Below are 21,832 nucleotides of genomic sequence, written 5' to 3' on the forward strand. Positions count from 1 at the left end.
CGATGAACTGATAACTGATAACTGATAACTGAAATTATTTTCCCAAAGTTAACTCCTCTTTTTTGCCGAGGATACCCTGGGGGCGCCAGATCATTAAAACCATGAGCAGCAGACCGATAATCATAATCCGTAAAGCCCCTAATTGGCTATCATTAAAAATATCTAATTGGGGCAGAATAAAGCGAGTCAGGGAATCGTAAGCCCAGAAAATTACTGCTCCTAGTAAGGTGCCGGCATTGCTACCAGAGCCACCGAGAATGATAATAATCCAAGCGTTAAAAGTCAATAACGGCTCAAAATTAGTCGGGTAAATAGTGGTTAATTGCCATGCTAAAAAAGCCCCGGCTAAACCAGCGATCGCACCGCCTAACATCAAAGATTGTAACTTATACCAAAAGACATTTTTTCCCAAAGCCCGGGGAATTTCTTCATCTTCCCGAATCGCTTTGAGGATGCGTCCCCAAGGCGAGCGCAAAAGTAATTCTAAACCAGTATAAACGAGAGCGAGGAGTATTAAAACTACCACCATCAGCCCGGCTTTGTAATTATAGTCATTCAAGGCAATTACACCGTTTATATACAGAAAAAGCAGGATTATCGCCCCTAAAGACCCCCAAAAGATTAAAGCACTCTTTGGCGTCGGTTGATAGCTTTTACCGCTAATTTGCGACGCTTCGCGCCATTGTCGTTGCAGATTGCGCCCCAATTGCCAGAGAGCAAAGATAGCAAGCAGGGTAAACAGGGCAATAATTAATAATTTGACGGGAAAACTGGGATTTATATCCAAAGGTAGGGGATAACGTTGTAGTCCGAAACTGCCTTTCGTTAACCAATCCTCGTTAAGCACCAGTAAACGAATTAACTCAGACACCCCGATGGTGACAATCGCTAGATAATCGGCTCTTAATCTCAGGGTGGAAAAACCGATGGCTAATCCCAACAATGCCCCTAGGAACGCCCCGACAATGGCGGCAAAAATCATCGGTACACCCTGTAAAGTTAATAAAACCGTTGCATAAGCCCCTAAAGTGGCAAAAGCAACGTGACCAAAGTTAATTAAGCCAGTAAATCCCCATTGTAGATTTAAACCGAGGGCAAAAATCGCGTAAATACCCGCCCAAATTGTCAGGGAAACTAAATAATCTGTCATGTTATGGCAATTATCTTAATAGTGAGGTACGAAGTTTTCGGTTTCGGGAGTCAGGAGCCAGAAGTCAGGAGTCAGGAATCATGAGACGATGCCCAATCCAGTTATACTTCATACTTATGAGAAACGCTATAACTAAAAAATGATCTTCAAAGTAAAAAGTAAACAAGGGGTTGGGGAAGTGGGGAGATGGGGGAGTGGGGAGATGGGGGAGTGGGGAGTGGGGGAGTGGGGAGAGGAGGAGAAAAAAGCTGAAAACTCACATCTGATTACTGATTACTGATTACTGATTACTGATTACTGATCACTGAAAAGGCTGATTGCTAACTGCTAGTATAATATCAGTTAAAACGGCCTCTGTAGCTTGATAGACGATTGTGGCGAGCGGAGGGTGCTAGGCTATCAATACCGAAAAAACCTTGTCCTGTTAATTTCTATGCCTCTTTTGATTCTAATTGCCGATGATGACCCCGGTATCCGCCTAGCAGTCAAAGACTATTTGGAATTAGCAGGTTATAGTGTCGTAGCGGCGAGTAATGGTTTGGAAGCTTTGACTTTATTGGATACCTATCATCCCCATCTTTTGGTATCGGATATCAAAATGCCCCGTTTGGACGGTTATTCTTTGGTGACTAAGGTGCGGCAACAGCCAGAATTTAGGTTATTACCGGTAATCTTTTTAACCGAAAGAGGGTCAACGGAGGAAAGAATTCGCGGTTATCAAGTGGGTTGTGATATCTATCTTCCTAAACCTTTTGAGATGGAGGAATTAAAAGCGGTTATTCGCAATCTTTTAGAGCGAGCGCAAATGGTGCAAAGCGAACGTCAATATCAGAAATTAAAACCAGAAGAAAGCCCCAAAACTAGGGATGTTTTAACTTCTTCTTTACAGGACGATTTTAAGTTAACTAATCGCGAGCGGGAAGTGTTAGAACATTTAGCCCGGGGACTTTCTAACAGTGAAATTGGGCAAAAACTGCATCTTAGTTCTCGCACGATCGAGAAATATGTTAGCAGTTTACTCAGAAAAACCAATACTAACAATCGGGCTGAATTGGTTCGTTTTTCCCTCGAACATAGATTAATCGATTAGCTGAAAGAAAAAACTTAAATTTTGTTTTTTACTTCCTCCAAAAGACTGCCACAGGAGTCTAAAAGTAGCTCGATTACGCGGTCAAAACCTTCACGACCACCGTAGTAGGGATCGGGAACTTCTTTTTCTGGGTGATAACGAGCATAGTCACACATTAACTTGACCTTTTCTTGATATTTTCCTGTCCGATCTAGGGATAAAATATCTTGATAATTGGCTTTATCCATGGCTAAGATTAGATCAAAATTATCGAAATCTTCGCGGGTAAATTGTCTGGCTGTCCCTTGCAGAGGAATACCGCGTTTTTTGGCCGCCGTATTCATGCGAGAATCGGGAGGAGAACCGATATGATAACCGGCAGTCCCCGCAGAATCACAGAGGATTTTATTACCTAATCCTTCTTGTTCAATCAGATAAGTCATGATATTCTCGGCAGCGGGAGAACGACAGATATTTCCTAAACAGACGAAGAGTAGTTTATAGGGCATAAATTCACTGGTAGAATCATCACTAAATTGCCAATTATAGGGCATTTCTAACATCCCGATAAAGATTTATCCTCAAAAAACTCCTCGCTGTCCATTAACCTAATTTTGGCTAATCCCAAGCTTTCTAAATAATCTTGCCACCCTTGGGGAGTATCTTCGATCGCTAATAATCCTAATACCCTAGCTACGTCTGCTACCCAGGGTAGGGTATGAATTCTATAACCCTGCCAGTTTACCTCTAAGGATAACCAAGCGGGAATCTCTTGGGGGTTAAATTGTTGGGAGGCAAGATAATCAGCTTGAAAGCAGTAAATTCGAGGTGGTTTTTGACTCTCTAACAAGGTTAAACACTCCTTCTAATCTGGACATTAATCTCTTTCCTCGTATTTTAGGGGAACCTCAGCATAATTTTTGTTAAATATGAACTTCTCTTGTCAAGAAATAGTTAAGTTTGCTCAAGACAATTTACCCTTAATTCTCCCCTAAGCGAGGACGAATAATTAAATAAATTGCCGGACCGATTAGAGGCAAAAGGGAAATTACCGGCAACAGGAAAGGATTTTTTAACCCCCGTCGGGTTAGATCATCTTGCAGCAAAATTGGACATAATAGGGTTAAAAGACAGAAATCTAAACTCATAACATGAATAAAACGGCTAGTTTGCCACTGATGCCAAAAATCAGACCAATTGCCGTTAATTAATCCGTAAGCGATTAAAATTGCCGCAGTAATTAGGGCAATTACTCCCAACCAAGGTGAGTCTAAAAGTTTAATGACCAGATTTTTTTTACCGGTAAAATTGCTGTTGGGTTGACGGAGAGTTAGATAGGGTAAAATAGCGAAAGCACCCACGGCAAAGGAGGCAAAAGTAAAGGGCCAAGCGATGATTTTTTGGTCACGACCATCGATAATTAAAAGGCTAGTGTAGATAAGTGGCCAAACTCCCATCAGGTTAAAAAGAGCGATAATTAACGGGTTGATATTTTGCCATTTTCCAGTGGAAAGATCGATAATTAAATTCACTGTATCTGGTTGATCAGGGGGTGCTAGTAAAAAAGCGTATAATCCGAAGCCTAACCAAAGCAAACCGAGAATAATTTTTGTTAACATGGGAGTAGATAATTAGGTTAATTGAGTAATGGGGTGTCTAGCAGATATTTTACTAGAAAAGTGATCAAAAAATCAAGCAATATTACCTAATCAATGATCATTAAGTAGGTAGGCACAATTATTTGTAGGATGGGTTAGCGGTAGCGTAACCCATGCGGGCGTTGGGTTTCATGCTTCAACCCAACCTACGTTCATTTTATATTTAATTCCACCCACCTACTTAAGTAGGTAGGCGTTAAAAATTATCAGATGCCCCCCTTATCAAGGCTATCCATTAGTCAGATCTTTCTTAACAAAAAGAGAAGAAACTTAAAAAAAGGGGAAACGATTGATAGGTATAGTTTTGAAAGAAGGAATTAAGGTGGAGGTAAGCAAAAAAATGGAGAAATGGGCAGCCCAAGAATTACAGTATGCAGACCTAGGGGACACCAGAAGAAAGAAAAGGTTAATCAGTATCGTAGAAAACTTGGCCAGCCAACCTAGTACAAGTGTGCCACAAGCTTCGGGAAATCTAGCCGCCGCCAGTGCCACCTACGACTTTTGGAATTCCCCCTATTTTCACCCCTCAGATATAATTGCCGCCCAAGCTAAAAGTACAGTAGAAAGAATCAAAGAACATCCAATAGTTTTGGCAGTGCAAGACACAACAAGTTTAGACTTTACGACGCAAAAAGCCAAAAAAGGAATGGGTTATCTAGATTGTAAAACATCCTTTGGTCTCAAAGTTCATACCACCTTAGGAGTCTCAGCGCAAGGAGTACCTTTAGGACTGATTAATCAATATGTCTGGGCAAGAGAAGAAAAGAATTTAGGGATTGCCAAGCAAAGAAAAAAAAGAGAAACTCAAGAAAAAGAAAGTCAAAGATGGTTAGATTCTTTGTCAGAAACACAACAACAAATACCCGAAGAAATTCAAGTCGTAACAATCGGAGATTCTGAGGCAGACATATTTGATTTATTTGCCCAGTCAAGAAATCCTAACTCTCATTTATTAATTCGAGGAACTCATAACCGAAAAGTTAACTATCTCGAAGACAAGCAAAGGTCAGGGCATCCAGAGACTAAATATTTACATCAATCCATCAGAGAAATAAAAGCCTGTGGTAGCCTAGATGTGCAAGTAAAACGCAATCCTAATCACGAGGCTAGACTAGCTAAACTAACAGTTAGATTTGCCAGTTTTGAAATACAAGTACCTAAGCATCACTCGAAAGCGAACCCTCGTCAACCGGTCAAATTACAGGTAATTTTAGCTGAAGAAGAAAATCCGCGTCCTGGAGTTAATCCTATCAGTTGGCTCCTCTTAACTAGCCTAGACATTAGTAGCTTTGAATCAGCGATAACCTGTGTGCGCTGGTATAGTTATCGCTGGTTAATAGAACGCTATCATTTTGTTTTAAAAAGTGGTTGTGGATTAGAAAAACTGCAATTAGAAACGGGTCGGAGAATTGAGATGGCCTTAGCTACCTATTCAATTGTAGCTTGGAGATTACTTTGGTTAACCTATCAAGCACGCTTACACGGAGAGGAGAGTTGTGAAAGTTTTTTGGAAGAACATGAATGGCAATCTTTGTGTGCCACTATTCATAAAAAGAGTCCGCCACCTGAAAAGCCGCCCTCCTTTCGAGAAGCGGTCAGAATGATTGCTTCTCTTGGGGGGTTTTTAGGTAGAAAAGGTGACGGTGAACCAGGTGTTAAAACTATTTGGTTGGGACTGCGAAGGTTACATGATATCAGCCAGACTTGGAAACTATCTCATCAAATTAGTTCCCCCATAGAACCCCCTTGAGCCATCTGGCACACTTTTCTCTTTTTGTCAAATTTTATGTTAAGAAAGATGTGACTAATGGATAGCTTATCAAGGGGAGATCCCCCCGCCTATCGGCACCCCCCTTATCAAGGGGAGATCCCCCCGCCTATCGGCACCCCCCTTATCAAGGGGAGATCCCCCCGCCTATCGGCACCCCCCTTATTAAGGCTATCCATTAGTCACATCTTTCTTAACATAAAATTTGACAAAAAGAGAAAAGTGTGCCAGATGGCTCAAGGGGGTTCTATGGGGGAACTAATTTGATGAGACAGTTTCCAAGTCTCGCTGATATCATGTAACCTTCGCAGTCCCAACCAAATAGTTTTAACACCTGGTTCACCGTCACCTTTTCTACCTAAAAACCCCCCAAGAGAAGCAATCATTCTGACCGCTTCTCGAAAGGAGGGCGGCTTTTTAGGTGGCGGACTCTTTTTATGAATAGTGGCACACAAAGATTGCCATTCATGTTCTTCCAAAAAACTTTCACAACTCTCCTCTCCGTGTAAGCGTGCTTGATAGGTTAACCAAAGTAATCTCCAAGCTACAATTGAATAGGTAGCTAAGGCCATCTCAATTCTCCGACCCGTTTCTAATTGCAGTTTTTCTAATCCACAACCACTTTTTAAAACAAAATGATAGCGTTCTATTAACCAGCGATAACTATACCAGCGCACACAGGTTATCGCTGATTCAAAGCTACTAATGTCTAGGCTAGTTAAGAGGAGCCAACTGATAGGATTAACTCCAGGACGCGGATTTTCTTCTTCAGCTAAAATTACCTGTAATTTGACCGGTTGACGAGGGTTCGCTTTCGAGTGATGCTTAGGTACTTGTATTTCAAAACTGGCAAATCTAACTGTTAGTTTAGCTAGTCTAGCCTCGTGATTAGGATTGCGTTTTACTTGCACATCTAGGCTACCACAGGCTTTTATTTCTCTGATGGATTGATGTAAATATTTAGTCTCTGGATGCCCTGACCTTTGCTTGTCTTCGAGATAGTTAACTTTTCGGTTATGAGTTCCTCGAATTAATAAATGAGAGTTAGGATTTCTTGACTGGGCAAATAAATCAAATATGTCTGCCTCAGAATCTCCGATTGTTACTACTTGAATTTCTTCGGGTATTTGTTGTTGTGTTTCTGACAAAGAATCTAACCATCTTTGACTTTCTTTTTCTTGAGTTTCTCTTTTTTTTCTTTGCTTGGCAATCCCTAAATTCTTTTCTTCTCTTGCCCAGACATATTGATTAATCAGTCCTAAAGGTACTCCTTGCGCTGAGACTCCTAAGGTGGTATGAACTTTGAGACCAAAGGATGTTTTACAATCTAGATAACCCATTCCTTTTTTGGCTTTTTGCGTCGTAAAGTCTAAACTTGTTGTGTCTTGCACTGCCAAAACTATTGGATGTTCTTTGATTCTTTCTACTGTACTTTTAGCTTGGGCGGCAATTATATCTGAGGGGTGAAAATAGGGGGAATTCCAAAAGTCGTAGGTGGCACTGGCGGCGGCTAGATTTCCCGAAGCTTGTGGCACACTTGTACTAGGTTGGCTGGCCAAGTTTTCTACGATACTGATTAACCTTTTCTTTCTTCTGGTGTCCCCTAGGTCTGCATACTGTAATTCTTGGGCTGCCCATTTCTCCATTTTTTTGCTTACCTCCACCTTAATTCCTTCTTTCAAAACTATACCTATCAATCGTTTCCCCTTTTTTTAAGTTTCTTCTCTTTTTGTTAAGAAAGATCTGACTAATGGATAGCTTATTAAGGGGAGATCCCCTCGCCTATCGGCACCCCCCTTATCAAGGGGGGCAGGGGGGATCGAACCTAAAATCCATTTTTAATTTAATTATAACCAGCTACTTAATTTTTAGGGAAGACGACGGGAATTCATGGTTTCTGCTGGGTTAGTTTCTGCACTTTGAGAGTGGAGTAAGCGAGTTTGTTCGAGGATAGTTTCTAATTCTTCATCCGAAAATTCTTGTACATAGTTTAATTTCACTTCTTCTAGGAAGATAATTAACAACATCTCGATTCTTTCTAAACTGTGACGGGATTGTAATTCCCCAGCGAGAGATTGCCCGAAACGCTGGACTAATTGCTGTAATAAACGTTCAAAAACTTCGTCTTCTTGGGTAATCTTTTCCGCTATGTTAACAAAGGATTGATACAGTTGACTAGATATACGATTGCTCAAGTCAGTTTTTAATCCTTTCATGCCGGGTAATCGCAATAAGCTTTGATAAGCGGGAGTTTGACTGAGAATTTTCTCGATATTGTATTTAATTAAAGCTTCTGCTTCTGGTTTAACTTGCGGTAAAACCTTGTTAACGGTGCTATTAACTACTAACTGAAAAATTTCGATAACTTCATTAGTATCATTGAGATTATTATATCCGCCATTGAGGGATCGATCGAGAATTTTTTCCACTTGTCCCTGTCGAATATATTCCTGAATTTTATTAATGATTCTCAGGACAATTATCTCAGTAATATCTTTAGAAATTAGCGCTACTAAGCCTTTAACTGCCTGTTCTTTAATCAACCTTAAGTTAATGATTTTAACTTGATCTAGGCGAATAACGGTAGGAATAAATCGCAGCCATCTCCAGATAGGAATAAACAGAAAAATATCGTACCATCGCCATAACATAGCCTCCCGCCAACGCAGACCTTTATGAGTGCGAGCAATCCACCAAGTTCTCAGCATAAATTCCCAGAAAAAGATGGTTCCAAAGAAAAAATCGATCGCCTCAAAGTTATCTATCGGTCTCCCATCTTCTCCCAGGGGACGAAAATAATTAGTTTCTATTAAAGGTTGAATTTCTTGATTAAAAAACTTTAACTCTTTTTCCCAGCCATTTTGACTGAGATAATCCCAAGTCCAAAACTTCTGAAAGGCTGCTTTTGCGGAAATATTTTCTGTTTTAAAAACCCGCAGGCGCATTTTATTTTTAATCTTTTCTAAAGTCCCAGTTTTCTCGGCCGAGGCAAAGGGATTATTATCGATCATATCGACACTTTTTTGGCGTAAATTGGCTAAAATTTTCTCAATCTCTTGGCGATATTCTTGCAGATTAAACTCTGGGTTAAAGACCTTTTGATTGATTAGTTCATTAAGTTTATCAACCGTAGCTAAATATTCACTGGTACTGCGATAGGGTTTAATCCCTTTCACCACATCATACTTAGCAATTCCTTTAACAAAGGGAATTTCTAGGGGTTTATCGGGAGGTATTTGTAATTCTTGAAAGGAAATCGGCCCGAATTTTATTGGTTCATTAAATCTTAATAAAGTTATTTGCAAGCGTCCCTGTAACCAAAAATCTCGCAGGGGAATATAAGTTAAATCGAAAATAACCAGAATATAATTACATAACACCAATAGGGCCATGCAAGTCTCAAAGAGATTGCGCGGGGAAAAACGACGGTTTCTGCTCACGGGGTTTTTAGTCAAAGTCATTAGCCTAGAAAGCACACTTTGACTATGGTAAACCGAAAACGCCTAATTTTTTTACCTGAAAGCGATATAAGTAGTTAAAAAAGGAGCGGTTAAACTTAGTTCTGCCTCAGCAATTAATAGATGTAGTCTTCTATTCTGTAATAGCATCCTAGCAGATTCAGTTAAGTAGTTAGCTACAACTTCTTTGGCAAGAACATTTTTATTATAAGTCGGTAAGTTGCAGATTAGCATAAAATCACCCTGAATTGATTTTTATCTGTCAATAAGCCTAGAGCCTCGTAGGGTGTTTTTCCTTGCGTCAACCCAACCTATAATAAGTAGGTGGGTGGAATTAAATATAAAATGAACGTAGGTTGGGTTGAAGCATGAAACCCAACGCCCGCATGGGTTACGCTACCGCTAACCCATCCTACAAATAATTGTGCCTACCTACTTAATTGCTGCTCTCGTAGGGTGTGTTAATAAAGTATTGACAATGTAAATACATCCTGCCTATACTACAAGTATGGATGTCTATTTTGTCCTCAGTGGCATTACTTTTGTTTGGAATGACGAGAAATCTAGGATTAACCCGATCAACCATGACGGTATTACGTTTCAGCAAGCAGCAGAAGTCTTCTTCGATCCACTGCTGGTTGTTGTTGATGCAAGTCGCAATGATGAGGCACGAGATGCGATCATTGGGTTAGATAGACGGTGGAATCTCCTGTACGTCGTTTATATTGAGCGTGAAAACGACATCATTCGGATCATTTCGGCTCGCAAAGCCACACGCAAGGAACGTGAGTATTATGAAAGTTGAGGCATTAAAAAAACGGCTGGAGAGAAATCGCCCTATGACTACAATCACGATTCGTATTCCTGAAGATGTGATTGAAGATTTAAAGCGGGTTGCACCGTTGCTTGGTTTCTCAGGTTATCAACCTTTGATGCGTGCTTACATTGGACAAGGGCTGCGTGCGGATTTGGAGCGTCTAGAGGGAGATACAATTTCTGCTCTCGTTGCTAGTTTGAAGCGTCATGGTGTAAGTGATGAAGTGCTGCAAGAAGCGTTGAGTGAAGTTACTCCGCGTTAGTCTAGGTTTTCAGTTGTAGTGCGATCGCTTGTAGAACATAGAGTTTTATCTGTCGAGGGCGCTTCTTGCGGATAGATTGCTGGAGAGTTTGGAATTCGACACCGATTCAGCGATTGAGTCGATTGAGTTTCTTTAATCTAGCTTTCCAAGAACCAGACTCAGTTTAGTTCATTTGTTCGCTTGTTTCCCTCTATTTTCTCAGCTTACAATATTTTTTTCTCACCCATCAATTTTTCCAGCTTCCCTCAATTTTCTGGGATAAGTCCTCATGTACTATCCTAAATAAATGACTAAAGATTATTGTCAGGAGTGACTTTAAAAATGCGACCAGATTTGCAAGAACTAGAAATCACGCTAGGAGAGTTAAAAAGATTAACCGGATTTAATTGGCAGAGATATCAAAAATCAAAAAGAGTATATCTGTTGCGTCCAATAAGGACAATATTGTTTTTGCAAATGTATTTATTGGGTATGCTAGGTTCATTTTTTGGAATTGGTGCTTTCGGAGTATTGTATGATTCAGGTAACTTTTGGAGTTTTATTTTATGCGCTTTACCCTCTATGTTCTTTTTTTGGCTACTTGCAAGGCTTGGCAACGAATATAATAAAACAAATGTTTTTGGTCAAGAAATCAATCAATATTATCAACTTATTTTAAACATTAATACTTTAGATCAATTAGAAGCAGTGGGTAATCCCGTTAAATTAAATGAAAGAGAGAAAGTTTTAGAAGCATTAAGAATTAATCGGGAAAATCTAGTTCGAGCTTTACAAACAGAACGAATTTTGAGAGAAAATCCCCAATTTAGACCAGAACAATTTAATATTGATTTAAGTGACTTGAGAACCTTACAAGCAACCGAAAAAGCCACAGAATACGGTAGATTTTTAGATGAAGCCTTACAAATTGGTGTTAGCGTACAAACAGAGATGAGAAAACTAGAAAATAAACGTTTGGGTTTATAGTCGGCTCTCCATCTTGTATATCTTGTCGGCTGCATTGAGGGTTAAAATTGGTTCCTTCTAATGGTTGCTAGAAATGGGTTATGATGTTTATGTGTTTAGGCGCTAAAGGAGAAAAATTATGGTACGTTGGTCACTAACCGGATCAGCTTTAGGACAAAAAGGCGCAAAAAAGGGAAGCTTATCCCAATACGTTGAAGAAGCGGCACAAAGAGCGAGCTTTGAAGAAACCGTGGATTCTGTCCAAGAACGTAACTCGCGTTATTCCGAGGAAGAAATCGAAGAATCTATCAATGAGGCTATCCGAGAAACTCGTGCTGCGTCTCGTTCTTGATACCAATATTCTAATTTCTGCACTGTTACGCAAAAACACACCGCCTTATCTTCTTTATACAGGTTATCCCTACCTAGGATGAAAATAATTATAAATTTCCTTAGCTAATTGTTCCCCAATTCCTGTCACCTGTTGCAATTGTTCTAGGGAAGCTTCGCGAATATAATCCAGAGAATGAAAATGAGCTAATAACTCTTTTTGTCGCTTAAAACCTAACCCCGGTATCTCATCCAGACGGGAACGGCGACTTTTTTGCATCCTTTGTTGTCGGTGAAAGCTAACAGCAAAGCGGTGCGCTTCATCCCTGACTCGACGCAATAATTGCACTCCGGGTTGTTCCTTATCCGTCTCTAAAGGAGAGGATTCCCCTGGTAAAAAAATCTCCTCTCTCTGTTTAGCTAAACTAACAACTTTTACCTGTTCTAATAAATTCATCTCCCCTAAAACTGTCACCACGGCCGATAATTGTCCTTTTCCCCCATCAATCATGACCAAATCGGGAAAATCATCACTTTCGGCAATATTATCGGGATTTTCGGCATAACGACGGAAACGCCGGCGAATTACTTCTGCTAAACTGGCGAAATCATCGGAATGGCCGATTTTAACCTCGGGATTTTTGATTTTATAGTGACGATAATGTTGATTAGCGGCCACCCCATCGATAAACACCACTCCCGACGCGACTGCATTAGAACCCTGAATATGAGAAATATCATAACCCTCGATGCGGTGGGGTAGTGCCGGTAAATCGAGAATTATCGCTAAATCCTGCAAAGACTGTAAATCTCGGTCGGCGCTTCTTTTCGTCTTTTCTAACTCATAAAGAGCGTTTTTCTCGACCATGGCTAATAAATCCGCTTTACTTTGCCGTTGGGGGACAGTTAACTCGACTTTGCGACCTTTTTTTTCCCTTAACCACCCCGCTAACACCTCACCTTCCGGTAATTCGCAGGGTAACAGGATTTCGCTGGGAATTTCCACCCCTTCCACCGATAAATAATGTTCTTCCAGGACTTTTTGCAGGATTTCTCCCTCGTTTGCTGACTGACTATCGGCAAAAAATCCCAAACGTCCCACCAAACGACCAGAACGCACTTGGAATAATTGTATGCAACAATGCTGCTCGTCTTTAGCTAAAGCGATCGCGTCCCGGGATACGGTATCATCAGGTAAAGAGACTTTTTGATCGGTATTAAGGGCCTGTAATCCGCGAATTTGATCCCTAATCGTGGCCGCTTTTTCAAAATCTAGGTTTTCCGACGCTTCTAGCATCTTTGCTGCTAATTTCTCTAATAATTCCCCCGTCCTTCCCTGAAAAATCATCGCCACTTTCTGCAAGGTTTCCCGATAATCTTGGGGACTAATTAATTTTTGACAAACCCCCGGACAACGACCGATATCATAATTTAAACAGGGACGGTCTTTAAACAGAGGTTGGGGACGTTGACGCAGGGGAAAAGTGCGTTTAATTAGGTGTAAAGTGTAGCGCAGCAGCCTAGTATCGACGTAGGGACCATAATAACGGTCTTTTTGGTTATTTATGCTACGTTTGCGGGTGATAAAAATGCGCGGGTAGGTTTCCGACCAAGTAATACAAATGTATGGATATTTTTTATCGTCCTTGAGGAGAGTATTAAAATGGGGCTGATGTTGTTTAATTAGATTAGCTTCCAGGGCCAAGGATTCTGCTTCCGTGTCGGTGACGATAAATTCAATTTCTGTCACCTGTCGCACCATCAAAGCAATGCGGGGACTGAGGGGTTGACTGGGACGAAAATAGGAACGGACTCTAGACCGGAGTTTTTTGGATTTACCGATGTAGAGAATTTCGCCATTTTGGTCGCGCAGGAAGTACACCCCCGGTTCGAGGGGAATTTCCCGAAGACGATTTTCTAGGCGATCGAGGTCTTGGATTAGGGTAGAGTTAAGATTATTCCCGAACATCTTTTTAAGTAGGTGGGTGGAATTAAATATAAAATGAACGTAGGTTGGGTTGAAGCATGAAACCCAACGCCCGCATGGGTTACGCTACCGCTAACCCATCCTACAAGTAATTGTGCCTACCTACTTATATTAGGGTTTGCGGCAAAAAGTTTGTCTTGGGTGTGGGGTGTGGGGTGTAGGGTGTGGGGTGTAGGGTTTTACCGATTTTCAGGGAAAAAGTCCAGGAATTTTCCCCCCCATTACTCCAATGGCCGGTACTTTTGGATTGCAAAAAGGTCTAAAAGTCTTATCGAACAATGTTTTTAGATTTATTCAGCAAACCCTATGTTAGACAAAAAAATTACGCCAGTGGGTATTAGCTGACGTTTGGCAAGATATTTAGGGCAAATCTTCACAAAAATTAATAGGCTTCTGATTCGATTTGCTTAATCGGGACGAAACACTCTCCCGGGAGAAGAATCGGTTTATTGTTAAAAATCAATTGGCCGCGATGATTGTCGCGGTTAATAGCGACACCGAAAGGACGTTTACTAACTCTGCTATTGAGGGTACAGTAGATGCGATAAATGCGTCTGGCTGCCCGTAAGACAGTAGGATCTAACAAAATTGGGATTTCCATATCGACACGCTGTTGTTCTGTTTTCTCGGATAGGGCCACCATCTCACTCGTCTCCCCACGATTAAATTGACGTATTTATTAAATCAATGGTATATGACGATTTCCGAATTTGTCACTTTTGTTATGATTCTAAAACTTTCAGGATGGCCTGGCCCATAGCTTGGCATCCCACTAAGGTCATACCCTCCGAGAAAATATCTCCAGTACGATAACCGAGATCTAAGACTTTTTCTACGGCTTTTTCCAGCGATACTGCCGCTAAAGGCTGATTTAGGCCATATCTTAACATCATAGCAGCACTGAGAATCTGGGCGATCGGATTGGCCTTATCTTGGCCGGCGATATCCGGGGCCGAACCGTGGACGGGTTCAAAAACTCCCACCCCAGCAGTCCCTAAACTAGCGGAGGGTAACATTCCGATACTACCGGTTAACATGGCCGCTTCATCGGAGAGAATATCACCGAATAAATTGCCCGTGACGATAGTATCAAATTGTTTGGGGGCCCGGACTAACTGCATGGCTGCGTTATCGACGTAGAGATGGGAAAGTTCCACATCGGGATAATTAGCGGCCATTTTCGTCACCCGGTCGCGCCAGAGTTGGGAAACATCAAGAACATTAGCTTTATCGACGGAACAGAGTTTCTTGCCGCGTTTTTGGGCAATTTCAAAGGCCACCTTAGCGATGCGGTCCACCTCCGATTCCAAGTAAACCATGGTATTTACACCGCATTTTTCTCCCGTTTCCGTCTCAAAAATCCCCTTCGGTTGACCGAAATAGACACCCCCGGTCAATTCCCGGACGACCATGATATCCACTCCCTCGATAATCTCCCGTTTGAGACTAGAAGCGTCGATTAATTGCGGAAAAATGGTGGCAGGACGTAAATTAGCAAAAAGACCTAAACCAGATCTTAAGCCTAATAATCCCGTTTCCGGCCTTTGCTGCCGGGGTAAATTATCCCATTTATAACCCCCGATAGCGGCCAGGAGAACAGCATCACTATTTTTACAGGCGCTCAGGGTTGCTTCGGGGAGAGGATTGCCGGTTTCATCAATGGCTGCCCCTCCAATTAAAGCGGTTTGGAAGTCCAACTGGAGGTCAAATTTTTTAGCGATGACTTTCAGTATCTCTACGGTGACAGCGAGGATTTCCGGCCCGATGCCATCGCCGGGTAGTAGGGTAATGCGATACTGTTGCGTCATAGTTCTAGAACGGTAAAATAGGTCAGACTCTTGATTATAACATAGTTAGGGTTGGCTGAAGAAATCTAAAAACCTTGTTGGATAAGGCTTTTAGACTTTTTTCCCAGCAAAAAGTGCCAGCGATTGGAGTGATTGGGGTGAAAATTCCGGGACTTTTTCCCTGAAAATCGGTAAAATCCTACACCCTACACCCAGGAAAAACTTGGCTCTCCTAGGTTTGGTGGGTAAAATGTATTCTAGGATACATTTCTCCTAGCGAGGGGGTGGAACGAACCACAAAGACACAAAGGACACAAAGATCGATCGATCCTATGTAAGTTAAACTAATCACACAGAACCTAGAAGAGCCAAAACTTTTTGCCGCAAACCCTAATTAAAGGGGCAGTTAATCCCCAATAACTACACTAATTCCACATGGGAATCATCCCCAATCATAAAGCGTAAAGCTTTTGGACGTTGGGGAGCAATTTCTAATTTTGCCCGTCGTCCAATTACACTATCAACTATGCGCTGATGAATGCCAATAATCGTGGCATCTTTGAGAATTACACTGTGTTCTATGTCGGCATCGATTAATTTTACTCCATTAGCGATACTACTATATGGACCGATAAAACAATTCTCAATCTGACAATTTTCTCCAATAATGACAGGGCCGCGAATGGTACTATTAATAATTTTACTCCCCTGACCAATTTGTACCCGTCCGATCACCTGACTATTAGGATCAACTTCTCCTAGTAAAGCAATTTCTAGAGAGGTATCTAGGATAATCCGATTTGCTTCTAATAAATCATCTTTTTTACCCGTATCTAACCACCAACCCAGTAGTTTATTGGCTTCTACTGCTTTATTTTGATTGATTAATTCTTGGATAGCGTCGGTAATTTCTAACTCACCCCTGGCCGATGGTTGAATAGATGCGATCGCTTGGTGAATGGTGGGGGCAAAAAAATAAATCCCCACCAAAGCTAAATTTGAGGGGGGTTCTTTGGGTTTTTCGACTAAGTATAAAACTTTGCCGGTTTCATCTACTTTTGCCACCCCAAAAGCACTAGGATTAGACACTTTTCGCAGGAGAATTAAAGCATCAAGGGACTGTTTTTGGAAAGAGTCTAAAAAGGGCGATAAATCATCCTCAATTAGGTTATCACCCAAGTACATAATAAAGGGGGAATCTCCTAGGAAAGATTGGGCAGTTTTAACCGCGTGAGCTAATCCCGCTGGTTGGTCTTGGCGAATATAAGTTATCTTAGCCCCAAACTGTTCACCACTGCCCGTGGTCTGACGAATTTCTTCCCCGGTTTCGGGACTGATAATAATGCCAATATCGGTAATTCCTGCGGCCACAATTGACTCGATTCCATACCATAAAATCGGTTTATTGGCCACGGGAACTAACTGTTTTGCCCCAGTATAGGTTAGGGGACGTAACCTCGTACCTTTACCACCGGATAAAATTAGTGCTTTCATAGTTTTAAAGATTAAATATTTGGGTGAGCATAGCTTTGAGAGAATCTCGCCAATAGGGAGGAATATAACCCAATTGTTGCGAGATTTTTTGACCAGAAAGAACCGAATAGGCCGGACGCACCGCCGGGGTAGGATATTCAGCAGTAGTAATGGGAATTACTCTCTGAATTTTTAGGGGAATACCGCTTATTTTTGCCTCCTCAAAAATCGCTTTAGTTAAATCAAACCAACTGGCGACACCGCTATTAGTAAAATTATAGATTCCTGTGGGATTATCGGCATTAATTAAAAGGTGAGTAATGGCCGCGGCGATATCTTTTGCCCAAGTGGGACTTCCCACCTGATCAACAACTACTTTTAACTCCTCTCTTTCCTTGCCTAATCTCAGCATGGTTTTGACAAAATTACTTTTGCCATAACTGCCGTAAACCCAAGCAGTCCGCAGGATAATTGCCTGAGAATTAACAGTTTTAATCTCCTCTTCTCCCCTTAACTTTGATTGTCCATAAACCCCTAAAGGATTAGTCAAATCGGTTTCTAGATAGGGGGTATTTTTCCGACCATCAAAGACATAATCGGTAGAAATATGGAGAAATTTAGCTTTAATTTTCTCGGCAGCTTCCGCCATGATTTTTGGAGCTATAGCATTGATAGAATAGGCTAAATCTGGTTCGGTTTCGGCTTTATCCACTGCCGTATAAGCGGCGGCATTAACCAGATAATCGGGGTGAATTTCCCTAATTAACTGGCTGATTTTTTCCGAGTTAGTTAAATCTAGTTCTTCTCGACCGATACTAATAACTTCGCCCAAGGATGGTAAAGTTACTTGTAACTCTTGTCCCACTTGACCTTTAGCACCAATTAATAAAACTTTTTTCATCGTCTTTAGGGGAAAACTTCCACGGATTTAAAGGGTTGTCCAGCTTGGTCTTTAGGGGAGAGAATCGGCGGGGTATCTAGGGGCCAATCAATCCCTAAATCGGCATCATTCCATAAAATAGTTTTTTCGTATTGGGGATAATAATAATTAGTGGTTTTGTAGAGAAATTCTGCTCGATCGGAGAGGACTAGAAAACCATGGGCAAAACCTTCGGGAACCCAGAAAATACGTTTATTTTCCGCACTTAAAACACAGCCTACCCATTGCCCAAAAGTGGGGGAACTTTGACGCGCATCCACTGCCACATCAAAAACACTACCGCTCACTACTCGCACCAGTTTACCCTGGGGATTGGGGATTTGATAGTGCAATCCTCGCAGGACATTTTTTAAGGACATAGAGTGATTATCCTGGACAAAAGTGGTATTAACCCCAGTTTTTTCTCGAAAATCTTTCTGATTAAAACTCTCCAAGAAAAAACCTCGATCGTCTCCGTAAACTTGCGGTTCAATGATTAAAACATCAGGAATTTCCGTGGGAATAACTTTCATAAAATCGGAGACAAGATAACTTTTGCGGGTAGTTTAGCACAAAAGGGTATTTTTTTCTAAAGTTTTTTATTAATCTTTCCCCGGTAACTGAATAATGATAAGATGAGCCTAACTTAGTTAGAGCATAAACGACGTGGTACAAGTCTCTACACACACCGCTACTCAATCTATCCCCGTGGAGGGAGAAGCCTTAAAAAACTGGTTACAGACTAGGGCTAATCAGATTATCGCTGGCGATCGACTCAGTAAGCAAGAGGCCCTAGCTTTAACTGCGATCGAAGGTCAGGAAAATATCTTCAGCTTATGTGAAGCTGCCGATCGCATTCGTCAGGCCTGTTGTGGCAATACGGTGGATTTATGTAGCATAATCAACATAAAATCGGGAAGTTGTTCGGAAAATTGCAGTTTTTGTTCCCAATCCGCCCACCATCCCGGACAAGATTCGCCTATCTACGGTTTAAAAAGTCGCGAGGAAATCGTCAGCCATGCGAAAGCGGCAGCCGACGCGGGGGCCAAACGCTTCTGTTTAGTTAGTCAAGGTCGGGGATTAAAGTACAATAGCCCCAAATCGCAGGAATTCGAGGAAATACTGGCCACAGTTCAAGAAATCATCGAAACCGCCAAGATTAAACCCTGTTGCGCCCTAGGAGAGTTAACCCTCCCCCAAGCGCAAGCCTTAAAAGAAGCCGGAGTTACCCGTTATAATCACAATCTGGAAGCTTCCGAGAATTTTTATCCTAACGTGGTCTCCACCCACAGTTGGCAGGATCGGGTAGAAACGGTAAAAAACCTGAAAGCTGCGGGAATTCAAGCTTGTACGGGCGGAATTATCGGTATGGGGGAAAGTTGGACCGATCGCATTGATTTAGCTTTTTCCCTAGCGGAATTAGAGGTGGAATCAGTGCCGATTAACCTATTAAACCCCAGAAGTGGCACCCCTCTAGGTCATTTACCCAAACTGGATCCTTTTACTGCCCTAAAAGCGATCGCTATTTTCCGGTTTATTTTACCCCAACAAATCCTTCGTTATGCCGGGGGACGAGAGGCGGTGATGGGAGAATTGCAAAATCTGGGGTTAAAATCGGGAATTAATGCTATGCTGATTGGACATTATTTGACCACTCTAGGACAACCCCCCCAACAGGATCAGGCGATGTTGGCTGATCTTAGTTTAATAGGAGGAGAAGCCCCCATCCCCGGTGAATACCAACCCTAACAGGCAACCTAAATCACGTCGAGGAGGAGAATCTCCGCCGCGGCGCACTTCCGCATCGGTTCCCAATGAGTTAATCTGGGCCTTGATTGGTTTGTTGCTGACAATTTTTAGTACATTTGTTCCAGTAAGCCTAGCTAGTTGGTCGGCTGCGGGTCTATCTTCGCAAAAACTAGGCATAACTTACCAAATTGGCGCAGTATTGTTAACGGGCTGTCTGGGGGGCAAAAATGCCGGGCTTCTTGCCCAGGTGGCCTATATTTTTCTCGGTTTAACTTGGTTGCCTGTGTTTGCTCAGGGTGGGGGAATAGGTTATCTGAAAGAACCCAGTTTTGGCTATATTTTAGGCTTTATGCCGGGGGCATGGCTGTGTGGTTGGTTGGCTTTTCGCTGGCGCGCCAAGATAGAAACCCTGGCTTTAAGTGCCTTTGCCGGTTTGTTAGTGATTCATCTGTGCGGTTTATTATATATGCTGGGATTGTCGATTTTTCAGCCCCAAGCTAGTCAAATCACCTTTCCCGATAGTTTGCCCACCCTATTTATGAATTATTCAGTCTGGCCATTTTTAGGGCAGTTAGTAGTAATTTGTGTGGTGGTAATTATTGCCTTTTTCTTCCGTAAATTATTATTTTATTGATGCCACAGCCAATGTTAAAAAAGAATCGCTGGTTTTGGATAGTGGCGGTTATTGGTCTAATTTTAGACCAAGTAACTAAGTATATAACCGTGCAGAGTTTTGAGCAAATTGGTGATACTTTCCCGATTATTCCGGGGGTTTTTCATTTCACCTATGTGATTAATACCGGGGCGGCTTTTAGTGCTTTTCGGGGCGGTGTTGGTTGGCTAAAATGGCTATCCTTATTAGTTAGTTTGGCATTAATGGCTTTTGCTTACTTTGGACCCCATTTAACCCGTTGGGAACAATTGGCCTACGGTTTTATTTTAGCAGGGGCTTTCGGCAATGGTATCGATCGCTTTTTGTTTGGTTATGTGGTGGATTTTCTCGATTTTCGATTGATTAATTTTCCTGTTTTTAATCTGGCTGATGTCTTTATTAATATCGGTATTATTTGCCTATTAATTTCGACTTTTCCCCACAAGTCAAGGGTCCCGTAGGGGCAAAACATTCGAGCCATAACCTATCGCTGAAACCTTAGATTTCCTATCCGAATGCTTCGTCCTTACTTTGCATCGATAATACTAATATTCCCATTAAGAAAATTCTGTTTAATAGTGCGGCGTTATTTCGCCCACTTCAATAGCCCTCCAGTTGTGTCGTGGCGCGGTAACGTAAGAGTTCTACTAGGGCTGCCGGTTGAATTAAGGTTTCAGTCATCGTTGTTATCGGGCTTATTGGCGCTATTGTATAGAAGTTTTAAGATATTTGCCGATGGCGCTAGGATAAAGTGCGAAAGGCGATCGGTCAAGGTATAGGATTAAGTTATTGGTTATAATTAAATTAAAAATGGATTTTAGGTTCGATCCCCCCTAGCCCCCCTTGATAAGGGGGGAAGCCGAAGGCGGGGGGATCCCCCTTGATAAGGGGGGTGTCTGATAATTTTTAACGCCTACCTACTTAAGTTATTGGTTAAAATCCCCCCGCCTTATCTCTGCAATTGTGAGAAAAAGCTATAATTAATCAATCCTAAAATACCGGGAAAAAGTCATGACAGCCCTAGACATTATCCCAGATGTCACCTATCCCCCCACAGATTTATGGAGTGATGAACCACCATTGGAAAGTGATCTACACCTGCAACAGATCATCATTCTCCTTAGTTGTCTAGAATTATTATGGCGCGAGAGGAGTGATTACTACGCTTCGGGAAATCTAACCATCTACTACAACGAGGAACAACTAAAAAAACGCGATTTCTGGGGTCCCGATTTTTTTGTGGTTTTAGATACCGAAAAACGTCCCCGCAAAAGTTGGGTGGTTTGGGGAGAACAGGGTAAATATCCCGATGTAATTGTCGAGATTCTCTCCGATTCTACGGCCAATATTGACCGCAATAACAAGAAAATTCTCTATCAAAATACCTTTCGCACTCCTAATTATTTTTGGTTCGATCCTAATACTTTAGAATTGCAGGGATTTAGACTAATTGAGGGACAATATCAAGCCATTTCTCCCAATGAACTGGGTTATCTGTGGGGTGAACAGTTAGGATTATATTTAGGTATATTTGACCGTAAACTGCGTTATTTTACCGCCAATGGTCAATTAGTCCCCACTCCTCAAGAAGCGGAATTAGAGCAAAGACAGGCAAAAGAACAGGCTCTTTTAGAAAAAGAACAGGCTATTTTAGCCAAAGAACAGGCTCTTTTAGAGAAAGAACAGGCTCTTTTAGAGAAAGAAAGGGAAGGTCAGGCTAAGGAAAAATTGGCACAAAAACTACGAGAATTAGGCATCGATCCCGATACAATTTAACTGAAGTGGCAAAAGTCCTAGAGAAAGTAAAC

The 21,832-nt window shown here is 41.7% G+C and carries 22 protein-coding genes; 10 read left to right on the forward strand and 12 right to left on the reverse strand.

Features of this window, described 5'->3' with window-relative positions; all coding sequences use genetic code 11:
• Positions 1 to 34: 34 nt before the first annotated feature.
• A complete protein-coding gene (locus tag B5D77_RS13585; protein WP_008205644.1) occupies positions 35 to 1,150 on the reverse strand; it encodes a branched-chain amino acid ABC transporter permease in 1,116 nt (371 codons plus the stop codon).
• 433 nt (positions 1,151 to 1,583) lie between these two features.
• Here B5D77_RS13585 and B5D77_RS13590 point away from each other — a divergent pair, with 433 nt between their 5' ends.
• Positions 1,584 to 2,240 (forward strand): response regulator transcription factor, encoded by a 657-nt coding sequence (locus B5D77_RS13590; RefSeq protein WP_106909006.1) that lies wholly within the window; start codon positions 1,584 to 1,586, stop codon positions 2,238 to 2,240.
• A 14-nt stretch (positions 2,241 to 2,254) separates the two neighbouring features.
• On the opposite strand, the gene B5D77_RS13595 is transcribed toward B5D77_RS13590, so the two are convergent.
• The 3 genes from B5D77_RS13595 to B5D77_RS13605 all read right to left on the reverse strand — a co-directional run bounded on the left by B5D77_RS13595 (position 2,255) and on the right by B5D77_RS13605 (position 3,838).
• Positions 2,255 to 2,773 (reverse strand): low molecular weight protein-tyrosine-phosphatase, encoded by a 519-nt coding sequence (locus tag B5D77_RS13595; protein WP_002802607.1) that lies wholly within the window; start codon positions 2,771 to 2,773, stop codon positions 2,255 to 2,257.
• Between the two features lie 2 nt (positions 2,774 to 2,775).
• Positions 2,776 to 3,069, reverse strand: a complete 294-nt coding sequence (locus tag B5D77_RS13600) for a hypothetical protein (RefSeq protein ID WP_002733401.1) — start codon at positions 3,067 to 3,069, stop codon at positions 2,776 to 2,778.
• Positions 3,070 to 3,199: 130 nt separating this feature from the next.
• Positions 3,200 to 3,838 (reverse strand): DUF2834 domain-containing protein, encoded by a 639-nt coding sequence (locus tag B5D77_RS13605; RefSeq protein ID WP_106909007.1) that lies wholly within the window; start codon positions 3,836 to 3,838, stop codon positions 3,200 to 3,202.
• Positions 3,839 to 4,217: 379 nt separating this feature from the next.
• Between B5D77_RS13605 and B5D77_RS13610 the strand changes: the two genes are divergently transcribed.
• Entirely contained in the window at positions 4,218 to 5,627 is a 1,410-nt protein-coding gene (locus tag B5D77_RS13610; RefSeq protein WP_106909933.1) for an IS4 family transposase, read from the forward strand.
• A 254-nt stretch (positions 5,628 to 5,881) separates the two neighbouring features.
• Here the strand turns inward: B5D77_RS13610 and B5D77_RS13615 are convergent, their stop codons facing one another.
• A complete protein-coding gene (locus B5D77_RS13615) occupies positions 5,882 to 7,291 on the reverse strand; it encodes an IS4 family transposase (protein WP_106909948.1) in 1,410 nt (469 codons plus the stop codon).
• 222 nt (positions 7,292 to 7,513) lie between these two features.
• The gene (locus B5D77_RS13620) at positions 7,514 to 9,106 is read right to left on the reverse strand and encodes a hypothetical protein (RefSeq protein ID WP_106909008.1); all 1,593 of its coding nucleotides are present in this window, start codon (positions 9,104 to 9,106) and stop codon (positions 7,514 to 7,516) included.
• A 505-nt stretch (positions 9,107 to 9,611) separates the two neighbouring features.
• Here B5D77_RS13620 and B5D77_RS13630 point away from each other — a divergent pair.
• From B5D77_RS13630 to B5D77_RS13645, 4 genes are all read left to right on the forward strand, one after another.
• Complete coding sequence (locus B5D77_RS13630) at positions 9,612 to 9,908, forward strand: BrnT family toxin (RefSeq protein ID WP_002784536.1); 297 nt, start codon at positions 9,612 to 9,614, stop codon at positions 9,906 to 9,908.
• A complete protein-coding gene (locus B5D77_RS13635) occupies positions 9,898 to 10,182 on the forward strand; it encodes a hypothetical protein (protein ID WP_103111899.1) in 285 nt (94 codons plus the stop codon). The genes B5D77_RS13630 and B5D77_RS13635 overlap by 11 nt, the downstream gene beginning before the upstream one ends.
• 321 nt (positions 10,183 to 10,503) lie before the next feature.
• On the forward strand, positions 10,504 to 11,148 hold the full coding sequence (locus B5D77_RS13640; RefSeq protein ID WP_106910005.1) for a hypothetical protein: 645 nt from the start codon (positions 10,504 to 10,506) through the stop codon (positions 11,146 to 11,148).
• Positions 11,149 to 11,266: 118 nt separating this feature from the next.
• Complete coding sequence (locus tag B5D77_RS13645) at positions 11,267 to 11,479, forward strand: ribbon-helix-helix domain-containing protein (RefSeq protein WP_106909009.1); 213 nt, start codon at positions 11,267 to 11,269, stop codon at positions 11,477 to 11,479.
• Between the two features lie 69 nt (positions 11,480 to 11,548).
• Here the strand turns inward: B5D77_RS13645 and uvrC are convergent, their stop codons facing one another.
• The 6 genes from uvrC to rfbC all read right to left on the reverse strand — a co-directional run bounded on the left by uvrC (position 11,549) and on the right by rfbC (position 18,156).
• The gene (gene uvrC, locus B5D77_RS13655) at positions 11,549 to 13,426 is read right to left on the reverse strand and encodes an excinuclease ABC subunit UvrC (protein WP_106909010.1); all 1,878 of its coding nucleotides are present in this window, start codon (positions 13,424 to 13,426) and stop codon (positions 11,549 to 11,551) included.
• A 400-nt stretch (positions 13,427 to 13,826) separates the two neighbouring features.
• Positions 13,827 to 14,087, reverse strand: coding sequence for a hypothetical protein (locus B5D77_RS13660; protein ID WP_002734814.1), 261 nt, complete (start codon positions 14,085 to 14,087; stop codon positions 13,827 to 13,829).
• Between the two features lie 79 nt (positions 14,088 to 14,166).
• Entirely contained in the window at positions 14,167 to 15,252 is a 1,086-nt protein-coding gene (gene leuB / locus B5D77_RS13665; RefSeq protein ID WP_106909011.1) for a 3-isopropylmalate dehydrogenase, read from the reverse strand.
• A gap of 399 nt (positions 15,253 to 15,651) precedes the next feature.
• Complete coding sequence (locus B5D77_RS13670) at positions 15,652 to 16,725, reverse strand: glucose-1-phosphate thymidylyltransferase (RefSeq protein ID WP_106909012.1); 1,074 nt, start codon at positions 16,723 to 16,725, stop codon at positions 15,652 to 15,654.
• Between the two features lie 4 nt (positions 16,726 to 16,729).
• Complete coding sequence (gene rfbD / locus B5D77_RS13675; protein ID WP_106909013.1) at positions 16,730 to 17,605, reverse strand: dTDP-4-dehydrorhamnose reductase; 876 nt, start codon at positions 17,603 to 17,605, stop codon at positions 16,730 to 16,732.
• 5 nt (positions 17,606 to 17,610) lie between these two features.
• A complete protein-coding gene (gene rfbC / locus B5D77_RS13680; protein ID WP_106909014.1) occupies positions 17,611 to 18,156 on the reverse strand; it encodes a dTDP-4-dehydrorhamnose 3,5-epimerase in 546 nt (181 codons plus the stop codon).
• A 133-nt stretch (positions 18,157 to 18,289) separates the two neighbouring features.
• On the opposite strand from rfbC, the gene bioB reads away from it, so the two are divergent.
• The 4 genes from bioB (at position 18,290) to B5D77_RS13705 (ending at position 21,800) form a co-directional block, all read left to right on the forward strand.
• Positions 18,290 to 19,372: a biotin synthase BioB gene (gene bioB, locus B5D77_RS13685; RefSeq protein WP_106909015.1), complete on the forward strand. Its 1,083-nt coding sequence runs from the start codon at positions 18,290 to 18,292 to the stop codon at positions 19,370 to 19,372.
• Complete coding sequence (locus tag B5D77_RS13690; protein WP_008205676.1) at positions 19,356 to 20,006, forward strand: biotin transporter BioY; 651 nt, start codon at positions 19,356 to 19,358, stop codon at positions 20,004 to 20,006. The genes bioB and B5D77_RS13690 overlap by 17 nt, the downstream gene beginning before the upstream one ends.
• An 11-nt stretch (positions 20,007 to 20,017) precedes the next feature.
• Positions 20,018 to 20,485, forward strand: a complete 468-nt coding sequence (gene lspA / locus B5D77_RS13695; RefSeq protein WP_008205678.1) for a signal peptidase II — start codon at positions 20,018 to 20,020, stop codon at positions 20,483 to 20,485.
• Between the two features lie 550 nt (positions 20,486 to 21,035).
• Complete coding sequence (locus B5D77_RS13705) at positions 21,036 to 21,800, forward strand: Uma2 family endonuclease (RefSeq protein WP_106909016.1); 765 nt, start codon at positions 21,036 to 21,038, stop codon at positions 21,798 to 21,800.
• Positions 21,801 to 21,832 lie beyond the last annotated feature (32 nt).

The sequence above is a fragment of the Microcystis sp. MC19 genome, assembly GCF_003019735.1.
In the GTDB taxonomy this organism is placed as follows: Bacteria; Cyanobacteriota; Cyanobacteriia; order Cyanobacteriales; family Microcystaceae; genus Microcystis.